The sequence below is a fragment of the Butyrivibrio sp. AE2032 genome, assembly GCF_000702965.1.
Genome location: NZ_JNLF01000003.1, coordinates 1,700,225 through 1,717,210, shown reverse-complemented (window position 1 = coordinate 1,717,210; position 16,986 = coordinate 1,700,225). Strand labels below are relative to the sequence as shown.

The 16,986-nt window shown below is 44.6% G+C and carries 18 protein-coding genes; 3 read left to right on the top strand and 15 right to left on the bottom strand.

The window, feature by feature from the left end; translation table 11 throughout:
* Positions 1-25 precede the first annotated feature (25 nt).
* The 15 genes from BO18_RS09610 to BO18_RS09540 all read right to left on the bottom strand — a co-directional run bounded on the left by BO18_RS09610 (position 26) and on the right by BO18_RS09540 (position 14,263).
* A complete protein-coding gene (locus BO18_RS09610) occupies positions 26-358 on the bottom strand; it encodes an Hpt domain-containing protein (RefSeq protein WP_034445689.1) in 333 nt (110 codons plus the stop codon).
* A 29-nt stretch (positions 359-387) separates the two neighbouring features.
* Positions 388-2,103: a two-component system response regulator gene (locus BO18_RS09605; protein WP_051688626.1), complete on the bottom strand. Its 1,716-nt coding sequence runs from the start codon at positions 2,101-2,103 to the stop codon at positions 388-390.
* 246 nt (positions 2,104-2,349) lie between these two features.
* Positions 2,350-2,667, bottom strand: a complete 318-nt coding sequence (locus tag BO18_RS09600; RefSeq protein ID WP_242856541.1) for a DUF1858 domain-containing protein — start codon at positions 2,665-2,667, stop codon at positions 2,350-2,352.
* A 93-nt stretch (positions 2,668-2,760) separates the two neighbouring features.
* Positions 2,761-4,029 carry an SLC13 family permease gene (locus BO18_RS09595; protein WP_034445688.1) on the bottom strand — a complete coding sequence of 423 codons (1,269 nt, stop codon included), beginning with the start codon at positions 4,027-4,029 and terminating at the stop codon, positions 2,761-2,763.
* A gap of 342 nt (positions 4,030-4,371) precedes the next feature.
* Positions 4,372-4,662: a barstar family protein gene (locus BO18_RS09590; RefSeq protein ID WP_034445687.1), complete on the bottom strand. Its 291-nt coding sequence runs from the start codon at positions 4,660-4,662 to the stop codon at positions 4,372-4,374.
* A 10-nt stretch (positions 4,663-4,672) separates the two neighbouring features.
* Complete coding sequence (locus BO18_RS09585; RefSeq protein ID WP_242856540.1) at positions 4,673-5,263, bottom strand: ribonuclease domain-containing protein; 591 nt, start codon at positions 5,261-5,263, stop codon at positions 4,673-4,675.
* Between the two features lie 49 nt (positions 5,264-5,312).
* Positions 5,313-6,452, bottom strand: coding sequence for a pectinesterase family protein (locus tag BO18_RS09580; protein ID WP_051688624.1), 1,140 nt, complete (start codon positions 6,450-6,452; stop codon positions 5,313-5,315).
* Positions 6,453-6,502: 50 nt separating this feature from the next.
* Positions 6,503-8,137 carry a glycoside hydrolase family 28 protein gene (locus tag BO18_RS09575; RefSeq protein WP_034445683.1) on the bottom strand — a complete coding sequence of 545 codons (1,635 nt, stop codon included), beginning with the start codon at positions 8,135-8,137 and terminating at the stop codon, positions 6,503-6,505.
* Between the two features lie 50 nt (positions 8,138-8,187).
* On the bottom strand, positions 8,188-8,907 hold the full coding sequence (locus BO18_RS09570) for an alpha/beta hydrolase (RefSeq protein WP_185752391.1): 720 nt from the start codon (positions 8,905-8,907) through the stop codon (positions 8,188-8,190).
* Positions 8,908-8,987: 80 nt separating this feature from the next.
* Positions 8,988-9,476 (bottom strand): hypothetical protein, encoded by a 489-nt coding sequence (locus BO18_RS32625; RefSeq protein ID WP_066738278.1) that lies wholly within the window; start codon positions 9,474-9,476, stop codon positions 8,988-8,990.
* Positions 9,477-9,657: 181 nt separating this feature from the next.
* On the bottom strand, positions 9,658-9,885 hold the full coding sequence (locus BO18_RS09560; protein ID WP_034445681.1) for a hypothetical protein: 228 nt from the start codon (positions 9,883-9,885) through the stop codon (positions 9,658-9,660).
* Between the two features lie 103 nt (positions 9,886-9,988).
* A complete protein-coding gene (locus tag BO18_RS09555) occupies positions 9,989-10,219 on the bottom strand; it encodes a hypothetical protein (protein ID WP_034445679.1) in 231 nt (76 codons plus the stop codon).
* Positions 10,220-10,386: 167 nt separating this feature from the next.
* Positions 10,387-11,259 carry a glycerophosphodiester phosphodiesterase family protein gene (locus BO18_RS09550; protein ID WP_034445677.1) on the bottom strand — a complete coding sequence of 291 codons (873 nt, stop codon included), beginning with the start codon at positions 11,257-11,259 and terminating at the stop codon, positions 10,387-10,389.
* 152 nt (positions 11,260-11,411) lie between these two features.
* Complete coding sequence (locus BO18_RS09545; RefSeq protein WP_034445675.1) at positions 11,412-12,182, bottom strand: flagellin; 771 nt, start codon at positions 12,180-12,182, stop codon at positions 11,412-11,414.
* Positions 12,183-12,412: 230 nt separating this feature from the next.
* Positions 12,413-14,263, bottom strand: a complete 1,851-nt coding sequence (locus BO18_RS09540) for a hypothetical protein (RefSeq protein ID WP_185752390.1) — start codon at positions 14,261-14,263, stop codon at positions 12,413-12,415.
* A 150-nt stretch (positions 14,264-14,413) separates the two neighbouring features.
* Between BO18_RS09540 and tnpA the strand changes: the two genes are divergently transcribed.
* From tnpA to tnpC, 3 genes are all read left to right on the top strand, one after another.
* Positions 14,414-14,815, top strand: coding sequence for an IS66 family insertion sequence element accessory protein TnpA (gene tnpA / locus BO18_RS34830; protein WP_185752389.1), 402 nt, complete (start codon positions 14,414-14,416; stop codon positions 14,813-14,815).
* On the top strand, positions 14,812-15,156 hold the full coding sequence (gene tnpB, locus BO18_RS09535) for an IS66 family insertion sequence element accessory protein TnpB (protein WP_024864678.1): 345 nt from the start codon (positions 14,812-14,814) through the stop codon (positions 15,154-15,156). Before tnpA ends, tnpB begins: the two co-directional genes overlap by 4 nt.
* A gap of 150 nt (positions 15,157-15,306) precedes the next feature.
* Positions 15,307-16,977, top strand: coding sequence for an IS66 family transposase (gene tnpC / locus BO18_RS09530; protein WP_051688621.1), 1,671 nt, complete (start codon positions 15,307-15,309; stop codon positions 16,975-16,977).
* The last annotated feature ends 9 nt before the right edge of the window (positions 16,978-16,986 follow it).

The following is a 16,986-nucleotide window of genomic DNA, read 5'->3' as shown; positions in this document are numbered from 1 at the left end:
AAAACAGCAAAATCTCTTTTCATAATTACAGATCCATGATCTGCTTCCTCTGCTCTAAGAGTTTATCATATAATGGCTTGTAGTCAATCTGGTCGCTGGCGCGAAGGTGCTCTGTGATCTCGCAGATAGTCTCGTAAAGCGGTGTCAGAGCCAGGTTTCCGATGACGCCCTTAAGCGCATGGGTGGTCTCAAATGCCTCCTCAAGATTTCCCGCATCCAGCTGTGGACCAAGGTTTTCGAACCTCTCATCCGCCATTCCCAGCTCGATCATCTCAATGTAAAAGTCCTCCATGCCCATGCATCTTTCAAGGCCTTCCTCCACGTTTGCACCATAACCCCTTAAGGAATCTATTGTCATAACGCCTGCTCCTTTCTAAGCAAGATGTTTCATGCATTCTTTTCAATGAGCCTTCCAAATTCGCTGGCTGTTACCGGTTTTGAGAAATAATAGCCCTGAATGATATCGCAGCCTGCCTTCTTTAGCAAAAGAAATTGTTCCTGGCTCTCCACGCCCTCGGCTATAACTGGAACCTTCAGAAATCTGGCGATTTCCAGGATGAATTCCACCATGCTCATTTCCTTGTTGTTCTCCGCAATGTCTTTTATGAAGGCCATATCCAGCTTCAGGGCATCTATTGGAAGGGATGTGAGCATGTTAAGGGACGAATAGCCCTTTCCAAAATCATCCATCTCGACCTTGAATCCTGCGTCCCTTAGGCTGTTAACCACCTCAATGATGGTGGTAACGCTGTCTGTGTAGGCAGTCTCCGTTATCTCCAGGTGGATATCCTCAGTAGTAAGGCCGTTTTCAGCCACCATCTCTTTTAAAAACTCCAGAAGGTCCGGATCAAAGATGTCAACTCGTGAAACATTGACAGATATCGGGATTGAAGCCCCATACATGTCTTTCCAACGCTTTACCTGCCTGGCAGCTTCACGCCACACATAACGGTCCAGCTCTTTTATCCGACCATTCTCCTCGAAGAGAGGGATAAAGAAATCCGGGCGGACGAAGCCAAATTCCGGATGCTTCCACCTTATCAGCACCTCGGCGCTGCAGAGCTTTGGCTTGTCTCCTGTGATGTCATACTTTGGCTGGAACACTACATTAAACTGATTTTCCAAAAGAGCTTTCTCAATATCGCCAAGTAGTCTCGCCTCATAAAGCTCTTTTTCATGCATCCGATTGTCGTAAACAGCAACCAGTGTCTGGTTAGAGTTCCTGGAAATTGAGTTGCTGGCCTGAATCGCCCTGTCAAAGCGCTGTTCCAGGTTCACTGAGTGATATATGTCAGGATATACACCAATCCTAAGGTGCACATCGCTGCTATTCATGATTGACGACAGCTTCTCATCCACTGTCTGGACTATCTGGTCGTAATCCTCCTGGTGCTCCACGTAAATGTAGAAACAGTCAGCATTGTGGCGGCATGCAACGCCTCCGCAGGCCCTGGCCACAGTCCTTGCCCCATCAGCAATTCCCTGAAGCACCTTATCACCAAAACTTCGGCCGTACAGTTCATTGACCAGGTGGAACTTGCTGAAATTCACCACTATGGCGTCCACTTCCTGATCCGGGTGGAACTTGTCGTACTCATGGCAGTATTGGAAGAAATATTCCCTGGTCATAAGCCCCGTGAGCTTGTCTATACCTGTTGCTCCAATGATATTACTTCCAATTGACAGTTCTATAGCGCGACTGACCCTGGCCCTAATGACCTCCGGGCTGTCATAGGGCTTGTTTAAAAAGTCCACAGCGCCCTTTTTCAGGCTCTCCACCTCTGCATTCTTCTCCGCGGTAAACACGATCACGGGAATGTTTCGAAGGTCCTCGCTCTCCCTTAAGGCATCAAGGACCATGTAGCCATTTCCTTTAGGCATGTACAGATCAAGCAGCACCAGAGACAAAAAATCCTTGTGATTTCTGATCTCATTCAAAGCCTCTTCCCCGGTCTGAGCGTAAAGCGTGTCGTACTCGCCCCCAAGGATATTCCCAAGAAGGCGCAGATTAACCGGCTCGTCGTCAACGATCAGAATGGTGCGGCGAAAATCGTGCTCATGTTTAGCTTTTATGTCCAATGACCAGGCGTTTCCTACTGTCATAGCTCCATCCTTGTTGCTAAGGTTTCCACACAAAAAGTCACTATTAATTATAGCTTCAAATCGATCAAAAATCTCTTTTAACAATTATATTTTCGCAAAAAAACATACTTTTTATAGAATAATTTCAGATTTAAAACTTCGAATGACGGACATGATTTTTTGACTCTGTTTAAAAAACCCCTGGACTGCCTTTATCGGCCTTCCAGGGGTCCATTTTTCTTTTGATGTTATTGATAACTTATAGTCTTATGCGTTATGCTCCATCAGGTAATCATTAAGAGCGTCTGTGATCTCTTCGCCATCGATGCCATGCACTGCACAGGCCTCAGCCAGTGACTCCATCTGTGAAGCTGGGCAATGGATACATCCCATTCCACACTCCATAAGGAACTGTGCTGCAAGAGGATGCTTTGTGATGATATCACCTACAAGCATGCTCGCATCTATAAGATTTCCATCAGCTGTGTTCTCAGCGCTTGTCTCGTTCTTAAGTTCTTCGTTTGACATATTATTAGCCTCTCTTTCTGTATCACTTCCAAAGAATAAATCCTTTAAAGATCCCATTGTATTACTCCTAAATTTCTTTTACTAAAAAGCCATTAATAAATTGTGCAAAATCATTCTACTCGAATCCATTTATAAATGCAAGGGGCTTTTTTATGCATAAACGAACCAGATGAACAGGTAACCTGCAATTACAGCTGTCAGTGTGAAAGGTACGCCGATCTTCATGAAATCACTGAATGATACTTCGTAGCCTTCCTTACGGAGCATACCAACGCCAGCGATGTTAGCTGATGCGCCGATTGGTGTAAGGTTTCCGCCAAGGGTTGCACCGATCAGAAGTCCAAAGTACAAAAGCAGTGGACTTACGTTCATTACGACTGAAAGACTGGCCAGCACAGGAAGCATGGTAGCTACATACGGTATGTTATCGATGAATGCCGAGATTGCCACTGAACCAAACACGATTACGGTGTAGAGCAGGAAGATATTGCCCTTTCCGGCGCTGGCAATGAGCTGTGCCAGTTCGTCGATGATACCAACATTTGTGATTCCGGCGATTACGCAGAACAAGCCTGCAAGGAGCAGCATTGTATCGTAATCGATCGCCTTAAGTGAATGCCACATGCTGTCTGTTCCCTTTGAAAGGAAGATCTCCCATACTATGTTGATGATTCCGCAAACCATACAGATAACACCATTTGTTACGTCTGGCTTATTTGGAATGAATGAAGCCAGGATCAACAGAACTACGTGTCCAAGCATCATGATTGTAGGAACATAGTCTGTTACAATAGTGTGCTCATCGGAGCTCACAGGCTCTTTATCCTTGCGGAACATAACCATCATAATAGGCACTGTTGCCAGAGCTCCAAGCTCAACAGCGAAGAAGATTCCAGGATGTCCCTGCATCCAGAAGAAGTCGTTGAAGTCCATTCCTGCAGCTGCAGCAAGCATGATTGAAGTGGTATCACCTACCAGTGTTGCAGCTCCCTGAAGGTTTGAAGAAACTGCGATACAGATGATTATAGGAACAGGTGATATTTTAAGTTTCTTACAGATAGCCAGTCCAACAGGCGCTACCATGAGGACAGTTGCTACGTTATCGATGAACGCTGATATGAATCCAGAGAAAAGAGACATCAGAATGGTTACCCACATTACGTTGGGTGCCAGGTTTAAGAGCCACTCTGCAATCCTGTTTGGCATCTTGGATTCGATGAAATAATCCACAATTACCATGGTTCCGAAGATCATCATCAGAACATTCCAGTCAATTGCTCCGAATACCTGTGTGAATGGCAGGATTCCTGTCGCCACGAATATTCCGGCTGTTACCAGTGCTACAATAGCACGCCTCTTCGGTAATGTGATCATCAGAATATACATCACCACGAACAAAATAATAGCAAGTGTTTTCAATTATTTTCTCTCCTTTTTCTCCACAAATTAAATGCTATGATGGCAAACAAGAATGTCGCTAGCGATAGTCTATCGCCGAGTGTTCTTTATCCTTATTACATAAAAAAAGACCCTATCATAGCGCAAAGCTACGATAAAAGTCTTGCTGTCAGTAAAGAATATACCTTAGGCCGGATTCGGATGCTCCTTTGCATCGTCCTGACGGATCCGGCAGCCAACTTACGCCAGCCAGCTACTCCCTCTTATCAATAGAAATATATTAGGTGACTTTTGTAAAGTTGTCAAACGGTTTTTAGTTTTCGGCGTTTCAGGCGCCTATTCATCATCTTCCAAGCGACAGCCTTAAAAAAACCTGATTTTAAGGCCCTCCAGTTCATCGCACGCATCCTGGCACATGCTTTGGAACTTAGAAAGATAGGTGGAAAATTCCCGGTTATCCGGATCAGCCTGACGCTCTTTGGGCGTGTTATAGAAAATCAGATTCCAGCCGTCACCTTGCTCAGTCAGGACATCATAGAAGGCATCTAAATTGGCGCCATAGCACTCTGGAAGTGGAAGTTCCCGCGCAAGAAGCTTGTGAAGGTCTTCTTTGGATTCTATTCCCTTTAAGTCTAAGTAAAAAACCTGTTCCATGCGTTTCTCCTTAATTATCTCGCGGCTCGTAGAGCTGTTCAAAGGTCTCGTAGTGGTCCTCTGTGTACCAGACTGCTCCATCTTTGCTATATATGAGCCGCTTAGCGCCTCGGCTCTTTTTACCTAGCGTGTCCACATCACATTCGTAATACTTGCCATCCGGCAAAAGGCCTTCATAATTACCAAACCTGTCTCCGCCAATGCTCTTACCTTCTGCATAGTCCTCGACAGATCCTCCGGACCATCCCAACGCCTTAGCTTCTTTCTTAGTGATAAAGTTCGATGGCAGATGTCCATAGGTATGAATGTACAACGCCAGTTCATCCTTATCAGTGTAGATACCATCTTCGTCTGGCAAGTCATCACTAACTGCCACCACCTGAGGCTCTGAGCTTCCGGAGTCGCCTACTGTTTCTGTATTTTCAGCACCTGAGCCTTCCTCGCTCGATGTGCCAACACTGCCACTGTTTTCTCTGGATGTGACTTTCGTCTCTGCACCGTCTGCCACAACTGCCAGTTCCACCTGCTGCGAAGGCGCCTGTGCTTCCTGCGTTTTCTTCCCGCATCCAACCAGCAACAGCGCCATCAAGGCGAAAAGCATAATTTTCCGGAGGAATCGTTTCTTCCCTTTCATAGTTGACCCCATGCGCTTACCTAGCCACGATCTTCACAACTTCATTGGCTCTGGCAGACAGTTCCGCAGCCATTTCCTCATCAATATCTTTAACCCACGGGTTCTTCCCTGAAAGATCGACATGTTTAACTACATCAGCCTGTTCCGTGAATTCAGTCTCAGATACACTTCTGTCTGCCATTATGGTGCCAAATTCACCGTAAAATGTGTCAGGTTCTTCCCTGGTGATCCCTCCCCAGCCGGAAAAACGCTCAGGAGCGATAGTTTCATCCATCTCACAGTTGAGGAACACTGTCCTTGCCTCTTCTCTCCAGGGACGGCCAAGGAAAACAGATCCGGGTTCGCAGCCTTTTGCGCCGCTGATCTTGCAATTCCTGAACACAAAGCCCAGATTATCCTTCAAGCCACAAGCAGCAGTAATATAGCCGTTTACAAGGCGCTCTGTCACATCGATCTGGTCTTTATCCAGCCTGCCACCTGCACTTGTGCCAACTCCAGCTCCCGCAGTCCCACCTGCATTTACGCCAACGCCATGCTGCCTCTCTCCACTAGCAGCACCTCTATGCTCCCTGTCGTTACACACGATAACGCAGTCATCAAATACCGCGTCTGCTCCGCCGAAAATAAAATCCACATCACCTGAAATCTCGCAGTTCTTGAAATACTGCTTAGTCAGGCGCCGCTCCGTAAAGACACGTGGACCGAGAAATCCCTTGGCCTGGCGCTCAGCCACCGGCAAAGGTGCGCAGAACAACGTATCCTGGCAGCCAACCATGCGAACATTCTCAAAGAAGCAAAAGTCCGCATCTGCATATACAGCCACAGCCTGACCAACAACTCGCCCATCTCCGGCGCTGTTCCTGATAGTCATGTCCCGAACGCAGACTCTCTCACCGCCAAAAAACGCGGTGAAACTTCTAAAAGTACCGCGTTTGCTGCCATCCTCCATGATCTCGTTAGCATAATCATCGAAGTCGATCACGGTCCGGTCAATGCCGGCCCCAATGATCACAATATCTTTCTTTTCGCAAAAAAGCTTTTCCCTGAATGTGCCTTCGCCCACATGAATCTCAGCCTTCTCACCGTAAGGTACCGCATTTATAGCCTCCTGCACACCACAGAAGTCTCCACCCTTTTTCTCAACCTGAATAATCACAACAACATCTCCCTATAACAACAGGCGTTTGCCTCATAACAAGCCACGCCTTAAACGTACTTCACCCCATCAAGCACCTGCTCGCCAACTGCCTCAAGCTGTGGATCCGTATCTGCTGCACCGGCAATCTCCACATTCCTAAGCACAAGCTTCTTTACATTCCTTGCGAAAACGCTTCTGCCACTCATCTCGTCAAAATTGTCCATCATTACAGGCCTCTCAGGCACCCTCTCATCTTCAGGCAGGAACTGCACCTTGATGTTCTCGAACCTAAGCTCCCCAATAGGACTCTCAGGAAGACCCACTCCACAAAGTACGCATGCAGAAACACCGCGGCAATTGATATCACGTCCTGCAATGAGTCCAATAACAGGTGTCATTTCATCCACAGGAGCCGGAGCCTGGTTTTGCACGTAGTCACTGTGTCCATCCGGATCGCAGAAATAGAACATATTCACAGTGAATGGCATATGCACGCCATCCATCTCAATCTTCTCAAATAAAATATCATCAAGAACAGAGCGCTCTCCACGACCGCGCCTTGTCTTTATCCTAAGTCCCCTGTCTGTGCCATCAAAAATGCACTGGGAAACCCTGACATTCTTAACACCACCGGCAGCTTCAGACCCAACAGTCACGCTGCCATGGCCTCTCTCAAACAGACAGTTCCTGATCACCACATTCTCCGTAACCTTGTGGTGTTTAAGAGCCATGTAGTACTTTCCGCTCTTAATAGCCATGCAGTCATCGCCAACAGAAATCACAGTTCCCAGAACCAGCACATTGCTGGAGCTTTCTGGATCCAGACCATCCGTGTTAGGCGAATCTGAAGGATTCCATATATTCAGATTCAGGAAAGCCAGATCATCACAGTAATAAGGATGCACTGTCCAGCAAGGAGAATTCTGCACCGACACATTCTGCACCCTTACATTTTTGCAACGACACAGATAAATAGCATTTGGTCTCCATGCAATGCGCTTAACTTTCGCATTAACCCACCAGTCAGAATTCTGGGCATTTCCATCAATAACACCCGGTCCGATAATATCCAGATTCTCCGCATCAATAGCCGTGATCAGTGAAGCAAAGCTGGTCAGCGGATTCCCCTCCCAGCTGGAAAGATTGTACTCATCCTTCTCATCAGTTGTGGGAGTCATTCCCGGAAGCAACGGATAGTGCTCTCTGTCAGTATCCCCCAACAGCACAGCCTCTTCATCCAGCCACAATGTCATGTCACTCTTCAAGAAAAGAGCTGTCGAATAATATGTACCCTTCGGCAGATATACAGTTCCATCCTTTGGGCAGGAGCAAATTGCCGCCTGAATAGCAGCTGTGTCTAAAGTCACACCATCGCCCTTTGCTCCAAAAGCGCGAACATTTAAAAGCACAGACTCATGCTTTGTCACAAACTCACGCTCAACCATTACTGCGTCACTTCCGCGAACCATGCCATCAGCAGATTCCCCGGTACCAAAAGCCCCGCCTTCATCCCCGAAAGCTACTCCAATCTTGTACTTCCTGTCAGGCAAGAGTCCGTCAACGGTGACAACGTTTCGATTGGTGGAACATGTCTTTTCCCCGTCAATATAGACGTCAAAGGGCTGGCCCTGACGAAAAGCCGCGTCACTGACCAGCTCAATAGTTACACTCCTGTTAAAAACCTCAACAATCTGAAAATCCATCGTAACCCTCCTATAGTACCACGTTCACGCCTCCCCAGAGGCGCAACAGATCATCCTATCCATTCCTCAATAATATCAGCCGTTTCTTTAATCTGCTGTTCGTTGCTTATTGTGGGCTCTCCGTCTCCATCCTGAATTCCATAACACCCGAAATATGAATGGTTACCCCCATCAATCACAACCTCCGTAGAGTCCACAGGCCAGTTAACCCTGTACCCCTCGTACGCCTCTCTATTCATGACACCATCATTTGAGCCATATATAGATAGCATGCGGATCGGCGCCTTACTCAGATCATTGGCAGGATAAGCTCCGCAAAGAATAAGACCCTTGTACAAACCACCAAACGTGTTCAAAGTGTCTTTTTCGAAATGCTCCGCCAGATACTTGGACGCTGCTGCTCCACCCAAAGAATGCCCTGCCATATACCAGTCCAGATCCCCGGCCAGCTTTCTCATCTCCTCAGTGTCAAGAACCAGATCATCCGCCGCGTCAAAGCCCAAAATCGCAATATTCTCCGGCATTCTTATCAAAAGACATATGAACCCTCGGGAAGCCAGCTCATACATAAGTGCGCTGTAGGCAGTGTACTCCACCTTGCCTCCCGGGTAAAACACGATTATTGACCTGTAATTCCCGTCCTTTGGCACAAAAGAAATACCGTCATTGTTCGAAAACATTGCCACCTTATCCTGCGCCTGGGCGCTTATCCGGGCCACCATGTTGTCGTCCGCAGCATAATAATGGCTGGTATAAATCTTGAAAGCCACAGTCGCAGCCACAAGAATCAACACCAGCGCAATAGTTGTTATAATTGTGATTTTTCTTACTTTAGCTCTTTTACCCAATATTAGCCTGAAACCTTTCTATCGCCCGAAAGCGCACCGTCTATGAATTTAATCAGTTCCAGAGCACTTACAAAATCAACTTTCTCATTGGCCTCCTGATGGATCATGTGACCCTGCCAGGTGGCATCCTGTCTGAAGACTACCTGGATCATAAAAGTTCCAAGCTCACCCTTTTTATTCTGTACGTTTCTGACTCCGACCTTTTCCTGGATTATCTCGATAGGTAGCTTGTCCTCCAGCTTTTTCTTTTTATAACCTATCTCACTCCTATTGCTCTTTTTAAAATATCGCTGAGCCAGGCCCCGCTGAGGGAAGTCCCACTCATCAAAAAGAGCCTCCGCCTTAACAAGGAAATCTGTCATCCCCTCAAAGGCGATAGGATCATCTGCATACTGATGATATATTAGTCCCTGATAATCTGCATTTTCATTACTATTTATGCACATGCAGATCAGGTTCTTCGCAAAAAGCATCTGCTTAGATTCGCTCATTTTCTGTGCCTTACTCTCATTTCTCTCTAGTCTGATTACCATTTTGATTATAACCTAACAGCCCTCTCAATAGCAAACCCCTAAGTTTCAAAAAAGGCCGCATGAAGAACTCATACGGCCTCTTAAATGGGATACCCCAGAATTTATGTCAGTTGTTATTTACTATCAGAAAGCTATGCGCTCATCCAAAAGATCTGTCGCTCTCGGTCTGTGCTCCTTTGCCGTCCCTGACCACCTCATCGATCAGGTTTATCAGCTCCAGAGCGCTTCTGAAGTGCTTGGTCTTATTCCCCTCAGCCCACAAAATATTTCCCTGCCAGGTTCCGTTTTGCTCTGAATTGAACTTTACTAAAAATGTCTCGTTATCCTTATGTCCTGAATTGTTTGAATTGAAAGTCTCTTTATTCATAAGCAATTCCCCTCTTATGGATATATCTTAACCGAGTGGGTATCATACAGAAAATCATAAATATACCTGTTTTTGCAAAATACCATAAAAAAAATATAAATTTTCAGCCAGCCTGTATATCCGCTTTCTCCTCCGCCTGTTCGCTTCCAACCACCTCATTTATCAGCCTGAGAAGCTCAAGTGCACTTCTGAAACGTACGGTTCGGTTCTCTTCTGCCCAGATCACCTTTCCTTGCCAGGTTCCTCTCTGGCAATACTCGACTTTCACAACAAAGGTGCTCTTTTGTCGCTCGGCCCGGCACTGTGTATTATTAGTTAAACTATTGTTACCCATTATGCTTCCTTTCACAAATGCCATTTTATAAAAGAACCAATCATGCAAGCAATCATATCGTTAATTATTTTTGTAGCTTTTCTAAAAATTCCATAAAAAACCATACGTATATTACACAGGATATCTCAAAAAAGATAAAATTTCAATAAAGTCGCAGAAATATAAAATTAAATTTCATTCCCCAGATACTTCTCGGGTTCATTCAGGAAAATATCAGTGATACCAAGGGCTTCGTACTTGGAAATGTTAAGACGCCCTCCAGTTGGCTTCTCCGGATAGAGGTGCCCTGTGAACCACGCACGGACTATACGGTCGTCGTATCTTTCTCTGTCAATGTCCATTTTATTCCCAAAGGGGTGAAGTGCGAACTTGAATCCACTGTCTTGTGTCTCGGCAAAAGAACTGTTGGTGCGCTGAAAGCTCTTTTCCAGGCCCTGAGCCTTGTAGAGGCAATCAGAAACCTTGTCATCCAGCATTCCAAGCTCCGCCTGAGAATCAATCTCATGGACTCTCAAAAGAGATTCTGCATAAAAAGTTGAATACACGATCGCATCCTGAACGCCGAACTCATGGACCATATTGATGGTCTTCTGCTCCAGGGATGGATAATCATACACGCTGTTCTTCAGCTCAATATTAAGGCGCATGCCAAGATCTCCGGGCTCAAGCTGGGACTTTAAGCCATCTCCAAAGTCCACGTTGATCCTTGGATCGTCAGCCTGTTCAGCTGTCCATTTTTTGAGCTTTGGTGACAACAGCTCCAGTACTTCTCTCATTGTAGGAATATGTTCTGCCTTCTCATTGCCGGTATGTATATGGAAGGTCTTTAGCTCTTTTAACGTGTAATCACGAACGTAGCCAAAACCATCAGTGGTCCTATCTATGCGCTCATCGTGGATTACCACCAGCTCCCCGTCCCTGGTCAGCTGCACATCCAGCTCGATGCCAGCAATTCCGGGCACCTTCATGGCCTTCTCAAATGATGTCAGTGTGTTCTCCGGATACATCTGACTGCATCCTCTGTGAGCCCAAATCCGCATAATAAGTCCTCCTTGATTTCTAAACTTCTATTATTAATAGTAAGCTTCATTTTGACATTAATCAACAAAACCCGTCACCAGAACGAAGATATGCTCCGTCCCGGCAACGGGCTCGACGTAAGTCAAGTTAATAGGTTATATGAGGCTGCACCTTATGCGAAAAAGAGCTGTGACTGCCTCTCTGCGTCTTCCTGCTGCTTATTCTGCAGCTGTGACTGGTAAACATCCAGTGCCTGCTTTGTTCTAAGCTCCTGAAGCGCCTCTATTGCTCTGTCCTCATTCTGATCCATCTGGAAACCATTGAGTTCAAGAGAAGCCTTAGAATTGTAGCTTGCTGCGTACTCAACCCTGTTGGTCTCAGTTCCTGTAGTGGTCCTGCTATCCTGAAGGGTCTCCATAGCCTTGTCGATGTCATCAAGATTGAAGTTTCCGCTGGTAACATCGAAATCCTTAAGGCCAAGCTTCTCAACAGTGCTGTTGCTTGTTGAAACCTGCGCAGTGCTACCATTTCCGTCAGCTGCGATCTTCAGGTTATCAGTGGTGCCATTCAGAAGATTCTTTTCATTATAAGTAGTACCATTAGCGATGTCGTCAATGCCCTGCTTATACTCATCGATCTGACCCTGGATGTACTTCCTGTCCTCATCGGAAAGAGTGTCGTTCTTTGCCTGGATTGCCAGCTCCTTGATGTTCTGAAGGTAATCAGCAATGCCCTCCATAGCACCATCTTCAATATTAAGAGCGGACTTTGCGTCCTTCAAATTCTCTTTTCCCTGATCAAGGCCTGTGATCTGAGCCTCAGTCTTCTTATTTATAGCGAGCCCTGCTGCATCCTGCGCTGCGCTCTTGATCTGACCGCCGCTGGAAATCACAGAGTAGGGTGAATATGAACTGTAACTATTACCAATTGCTCCAACGCTCATATGTCGACCTCCTATCTTTAAAAATGAACATAGAAATCCCTTTTCCTGCCTCCATGTTAACACCCCGGCAGTGAAAATATTATTATAAAAGTATGAAATTTAGGGCAAAATGAAACCTTATTGCGGGTGGGCAATAAGGTTTGTGTAGTATTATTTCAGTTGTTACAACTGTGTTCATTTATTTGGTTGTTGTCAACAATCCGCTTTCTTTTAAAACCTCATTAACTACATCAATAGATTCTCCGTTTAATATTTACGCCTACTTCATACCAATTCTTTGAGTTTCCTAAAGCTCGCCATAGTTCTCCGTCACCACTTAGCAGAATACTATCGTCTTCTATTGTTGCTTTTCCAAGTATTACATCCAAGCTTTCCAACAGAACAAGTAGTTCCTGAGCATTACTTTCTCTAAATTTCTTTGAGAAAGCGCTATCAGCTTCCAATTCTCCATTCCACGCCTTAACATAAGATGAATACATTTCAAGGACATCAATTCCCATTCTTCCTTCAACGTCCTTAAGGTAAACCTCAATAAGTTCAGATAAAAAGCTATTATAGCTTAACCAGGAATAGAATTCTCTGGTAATGCCTATCTTTCCCCTGTATGGTACAAAATCAAGAGTCTTTTCCAGTATCTCATCATATTTCGCCACATATTTTTCAAGTAAAAAGAAATCCTCCCTGCCAAGCCAAAAACAAATATGGTCAGTTCTCTCCCTAATGGCCGTTTTAGCACAAAAACGATGAGTTCCATTATCAATAAGGAATCTCACCACATCATCAAAAACATGGATTATCTCCGATGATTTTATAACAGAAATATAGACCTTAATAAGTGCCATATCTCCATATCCAGGGTCGTTTTCAAATCTCTCATACTTAATCTTAGCCCAGTCATGGTCGCGAACATCAATACAGCACCTATAACTACAGCCTTTTGAATCCGCGTAATCCTTCAGCATTCCTACAACGCTTCTTATTTCGCTCTCATTCTCATAACAATAGCCAATATGCTGGATATCAAAATAGACATTCTGTGCATAAACTTCAGCTCCATACTTGTCATATAATTCCATAAGCACAGCATTGATCCTGTCATATTCACCCCGTTTAATTATGTCAAATTCTAATTCCCTTATCCCAGCAAATCTTGATGGAATCACTATTCCCGTTGCCAACGGCTGCTCAAATTCAATTATTTCTCTCTCCAGGCGCTTTTTCTCTGCTTTTTCATGTTCGTATTTATCGACAATAACCTGAATCCTTTTACTTGATACAAAGCTTTTTATTTCCGGGGATAGTTCTATTTCATACCTGCTAAGTGGTGATTCTATAAAAGACTCCTCCGCTATAAGCTTATCAAGGCATTGTTCCAAAGATACGATATCATCGAAATATCTATTATTATACAAACTCCCCTTTTCCCTCTTGGGTTCCACCAATTCTATGCCGTTACTCTTGCATATACTTTTCATTGGTTCATATTGGTTTACCGGAACATCCTGTATGTATTTCAGATCAAAATGAACATCAGTGTTTGCTGGAGCAAAAGATGTTGTTATAATCCCAGATGCCATCTCGTAATGGTCAATATCCAGAAATGCATCATAGAATTCTTTCATTTCGTCAAGAAATCCATACTTTGCGGCATAAATCAGTGGTCTGGAGACCTCATCTATAAGAATAAGTGGTCTAAAACAGTACTGACTTTGTCTTCCACATCTAACAAAATGCGCAATATCCCCCAGACTCCTTGCCAACTCTCTTTCATCACTTATTCCTTCAATCACATTCAGGTAAAATTCCAGCGTTGTATAGTAACTCAATCCTTCTTGAACATCCTCATACAAAGACTGATATAGTTCAGACATCTTTTTTCTAAAATAATTAACTGCATCTATATAGGCAATTGCAGCAAAATCAGAAAAATCCAGATAGATAACGAAATGCCTGTCATAATTGTTACAAGTATCTGTATCAAACTTTTCTGAATTGTATGCTCGCAAGGCATTCAGATACGCGGTTTTGCCTGAATTATTTGGTCCAAATATATTCAGGTAATCGTAGCTGTTATGCACCATACAAGTCGAAAAATCGTAAGCGCGAAAAAATCCGGTGGATGTCCATACAATCAATAATCACTCATAATGGATTTGAACTATAGACTACATTTTAGTGTGAACACTTGAACTCATGAACTACATTTTGGTGTCACATGGAAAGGATAGCTTATGTCAGATCCCAAGCAATATCGTACTAAAGAGGAGTGGTTCAAACTCATCCAGGAGTGCCGCAAAAGCGGTTTATCGGACGCTCAATGGTGCTCATTAAATGGTATTAATCGTTATTCATTCAACACAGCTATCAAAAGGCTACGGAAATGCTCTTTTGCAATTCCTTCTCATAGCTTAGATGATATACATGACCTGACACTGCCAAGGCAGGATGTGGTCAAAGTGGATATCATTCCTGATATCCAGCCGCAACAGGAACTTGTTCCTGCAGTAACACCGCACCTTGACAATTCACATATGATAGAGATATCTCTTGGAGATGTACATATCTCTCTTTGCAACGGAGCTGATCCTGATCTTGTAGCAAGTACACTTTCAGCATTAAGGAGTTTTGTATGATCGGCGATATAACAGCTGCAGATGAGATATACATTGTCTGTGGCTATACCGACATGAGGAAGTCCATTGATGGTCTGTGTGCAATAATCGAGGATAAACTCCACATGGATCCTAGAAGCAGAGCACTCTACCTCTTCTGTGGTAGAAGGGCCGACAGATTCAAGATGCTTCTTTGGGAGCCTGATGGTTTTATCCTGTTCTACAAAAGGTTGTCTGCAGAGCAGGGAAGATATCGATGGCCAAGGAACAAGGACGAAGTGAGAAATCTTACCTGGCGTGAGTTTGACTGGCTTCTCTCAGGTATCGATATTGAGCAGCCTAAGGCCATTAGAGCCTCTTAATGCGCACATTTCCCGATTTGTGCACCTTTTTGTAAATGCCCTAAATCGGATTAATACAGATCCTTTATTCCAAGCACTTTGGCATATTTGCCGATATTAATTCACTCCGATGTCTGATAAAATCTATATATCAGACGTAAGGAGGCCTTCATGGCAAAGGATTCCAGGGACCAGCAGCTCATCGAGCTGAAGGACAATGTAAAGGAACTGAATACGACCATCAAGAATCTCAATGCTGTGATCGAAGTATTAAACAAGCGTGAGGAGGAGCATCTTCTCAAGGAGCAGGAACATTTGGAAAGAGAAAAGGTACTGCAGGAGCAGATCGATTATCTTACCAAGAAGCTCTTTGGCAAGTCCAGTGAAAAACGTGATGACTTCGAAGGCCAGATGAGTCTCTTTAATGAGGCTGAAACTCTTAAGACGGAGCCTGATCCGGAAGAACAGGAATTCATAACCGTCGAAAAGCATTCCCGCAAGAAGAAATCAAAAATGGCTGATAAATTTGCGAACGTTCCGGTACAGAAAAAGTATATCGATGTACCGGAAGAAGATCGCGTCTGCGGCAAGTGTGGAACTGCGCTTGAAAGAATAGGCGAGGAATACGTCCGCAGGGAAATAGAGATCATAAAGCCATCCATAAAGATCATCGAGTACTACAGCATCACTTATGGATGCCCCAAGTGCAAGGAAGACGCCGAAAAACCTTTTATTGTGAAAGGGCGTGATGTAAAGCCTCACCTGCTGCATGGAATGGCTTCTGCAGGAATGGTTGCCTGGGTAATGTACCAGAAATATGTAAATGCACTTCCTCTTTATAGGCAGGAACGAGACTTCAAACTTCTTTACAACGTAGATATCTGCAGGGGCACGATTGCTAACTGGATCATCAACAATGCTGAAGACTTTCTTTCTCCTCTCTGCAATTACTTTAGGCGAAAGCTTGTATCAAGCAGGTACGCAATGGCCGATGAAACTCCGGTCCAGGTACTTAAAGAGAAAGGACGAAGACCTGAATCAAAGTCATATATGTGGGTCTTCAGAACCGGTGAGTATGATAAGCAGCAGATAGTTCTGTTCCATTACTCTGAGACCAGGGCAGGCGACACTGCCAAGGAATTCCTTGAGGGATTCCACGGATACCTGATGACTGATGGGTATAGTGGATACAACAAACTCAAGGACTGCACGCGGACATCCTGTTGGGCACATATTCGCAGGTATCTGGTAGATGCCATCCCAAAGGGCAAAGAGTATGATCATACACAGCCTGCTGTACAGGGACTGGTGTATATCGACAAGCTCTTCGACATGGAAAAGAAGATCCATGGTAAGACGGGCGTTACTTTTGATGCCATAAAAGAATACCGTCTTGAAAAGGAAGTTCCTGTTCTTGATGGATTCTGGGAATGGCTTGATGTCCAGAAGCCGATTCGTGGTTCGAGGATGGAAAAGGCTGTCACCTATATCAGGAACAGAAAGCAGTTCCTGCTCACATATCTTGAAGATGGCGGAACCAGTTTTCATAACAACACATCAGAGCGCAGCTGCAAAGCTTTTGTAACCGGACGAAAGAACTGGATGTTCTCTGATACTCCTAACGGAGCAAATGCCAGCGCCTATGTTTATTCCATTGTTGAAACAGCCAAGGCCAATAACGTGGATATTTACCATTACCTTAAATACCTCATGCTCGAAACTCCAACAAATCTTACTACTGACGATAAGCTTGAAAGGCTATGTCCATGGAATCCAGAATGTAAGGAAGCCATCGAAAAACTTTATGCTGAACGTCAGAAAGAGATCTTCGATGCAATGTAATTTATATCA

What these genes read in the sequence shown, in the direction of transcription:
- BO18_RS09600 (WP_242856541.1), bottom strand. Translation starts at nt 2,667, where the DNA reads ATGGGATCTTTAAAGGATTTATTCTTTGGAAGTGATACAGAAAGAGAG.
- BO18_RS09560 (WP_034445681.1), bottom strand. Translation starts at nt 9,885, where the DNA reads ATGAATAAAGAGACTTTCAATTCAAACAATTCAGGACATAAGGATAAC.
- BO18_RS09575 (WP_034445683.1), bottom strand. Translation starts at nt 8,137, where the DNA reads ATGGATTTTCAGATTGTTGAGGTTTTTAACAGGAGTGTAACTATTGAG.
- BO18_RS09550 (WP_034445677.1), bottom strand. Translation starts at nt 11,259, where the DNA reads ATGCGGATTTGGGCTCACAGAGGATGCAGTCAGATGTATCCGGAGAAC.
- BO18_RS09540 (WP_185752390.1), bottom strand. Translation starts at nt 14,263, where the DNA reads ATGGTGCATAACAGCTACGATTACCTGAATATATTTGGACCAAATAAT.
- tnpA (WP_185752389.1), top strand. Translation starts at nt 14,414, where the DNA reads ATGTCAGATCCCAAGCAATATCGTACTAAAGAGGAGTGGTTCAAACTC.
- BO18_RS09605 (WP_051688626.1), bottom strand. Translation starts at nt 2,103, where the DNA reads ATGACAGTAGGAAACGCCTGGTCATTGGACATAAAAGCTAAACATGAG.
- BO18_RS32625 (WP_066738278.1), bottom strand. Translation starts at nt 9,476, where the DNA reads ATGAGCGAATCTAAGCAGATGCTTTTTGCGAAGAACCTGATCTGCATG.
- BO18_RS09555 (WP_034445679.1), bottom strand. Translation starts at nt 10,219, where the DNA reads ATGGGTAACAATAGTTTAACTAATAATACACAGTGCCGGGCCGAGCGA.
- BO18_RS09610 (WP_034445689.1), bottom strand. Translation starts at nt 358, where the DNA reads ATGACAATAGATTCCTTAAGGGGTTATGGTGCAAACGTGGAGGAAGGC.
- tnpC (WP_051688621.1), top strand. Translation starts at nt 15,307, where the DNA reads ATGGCAAAGGATTCCAGGGACCAGCAGCTCATCGAGCTGAAGGACAAT.
- BO18_RS09585 (WP_242856540.1), bottom strand. Translation starts at nt 5,263, where the DNA reads ATGCTTTTCGCCTTGATGGCGCTGTTGCTGGTTGGATGCGGGAAGAAA.
- BO18_RS09545 (WP_034445675.1), bottom strand. Translation starts at nt 12,182, where the DNA reads ATGAGCGTTGGAGCAATTGGTAATAGTTACAGTTCATATTCACCCTAC.
- tnpB (WP_024864678.1), top strand. Translation starts at nt 14,812, where the DNA reads ATGATCGGCGATATAACAGCTGCAGATGAGATATACATTGTCTGTGGC.
- BO18_RS09590 (WP_034445687.1), bottom strand. Translation starts at nt 4,662, where the DNA reads ATGGAACAGGTTTTTTACTTAGACTTAAAGGGAATAGAATCCAAAGAA.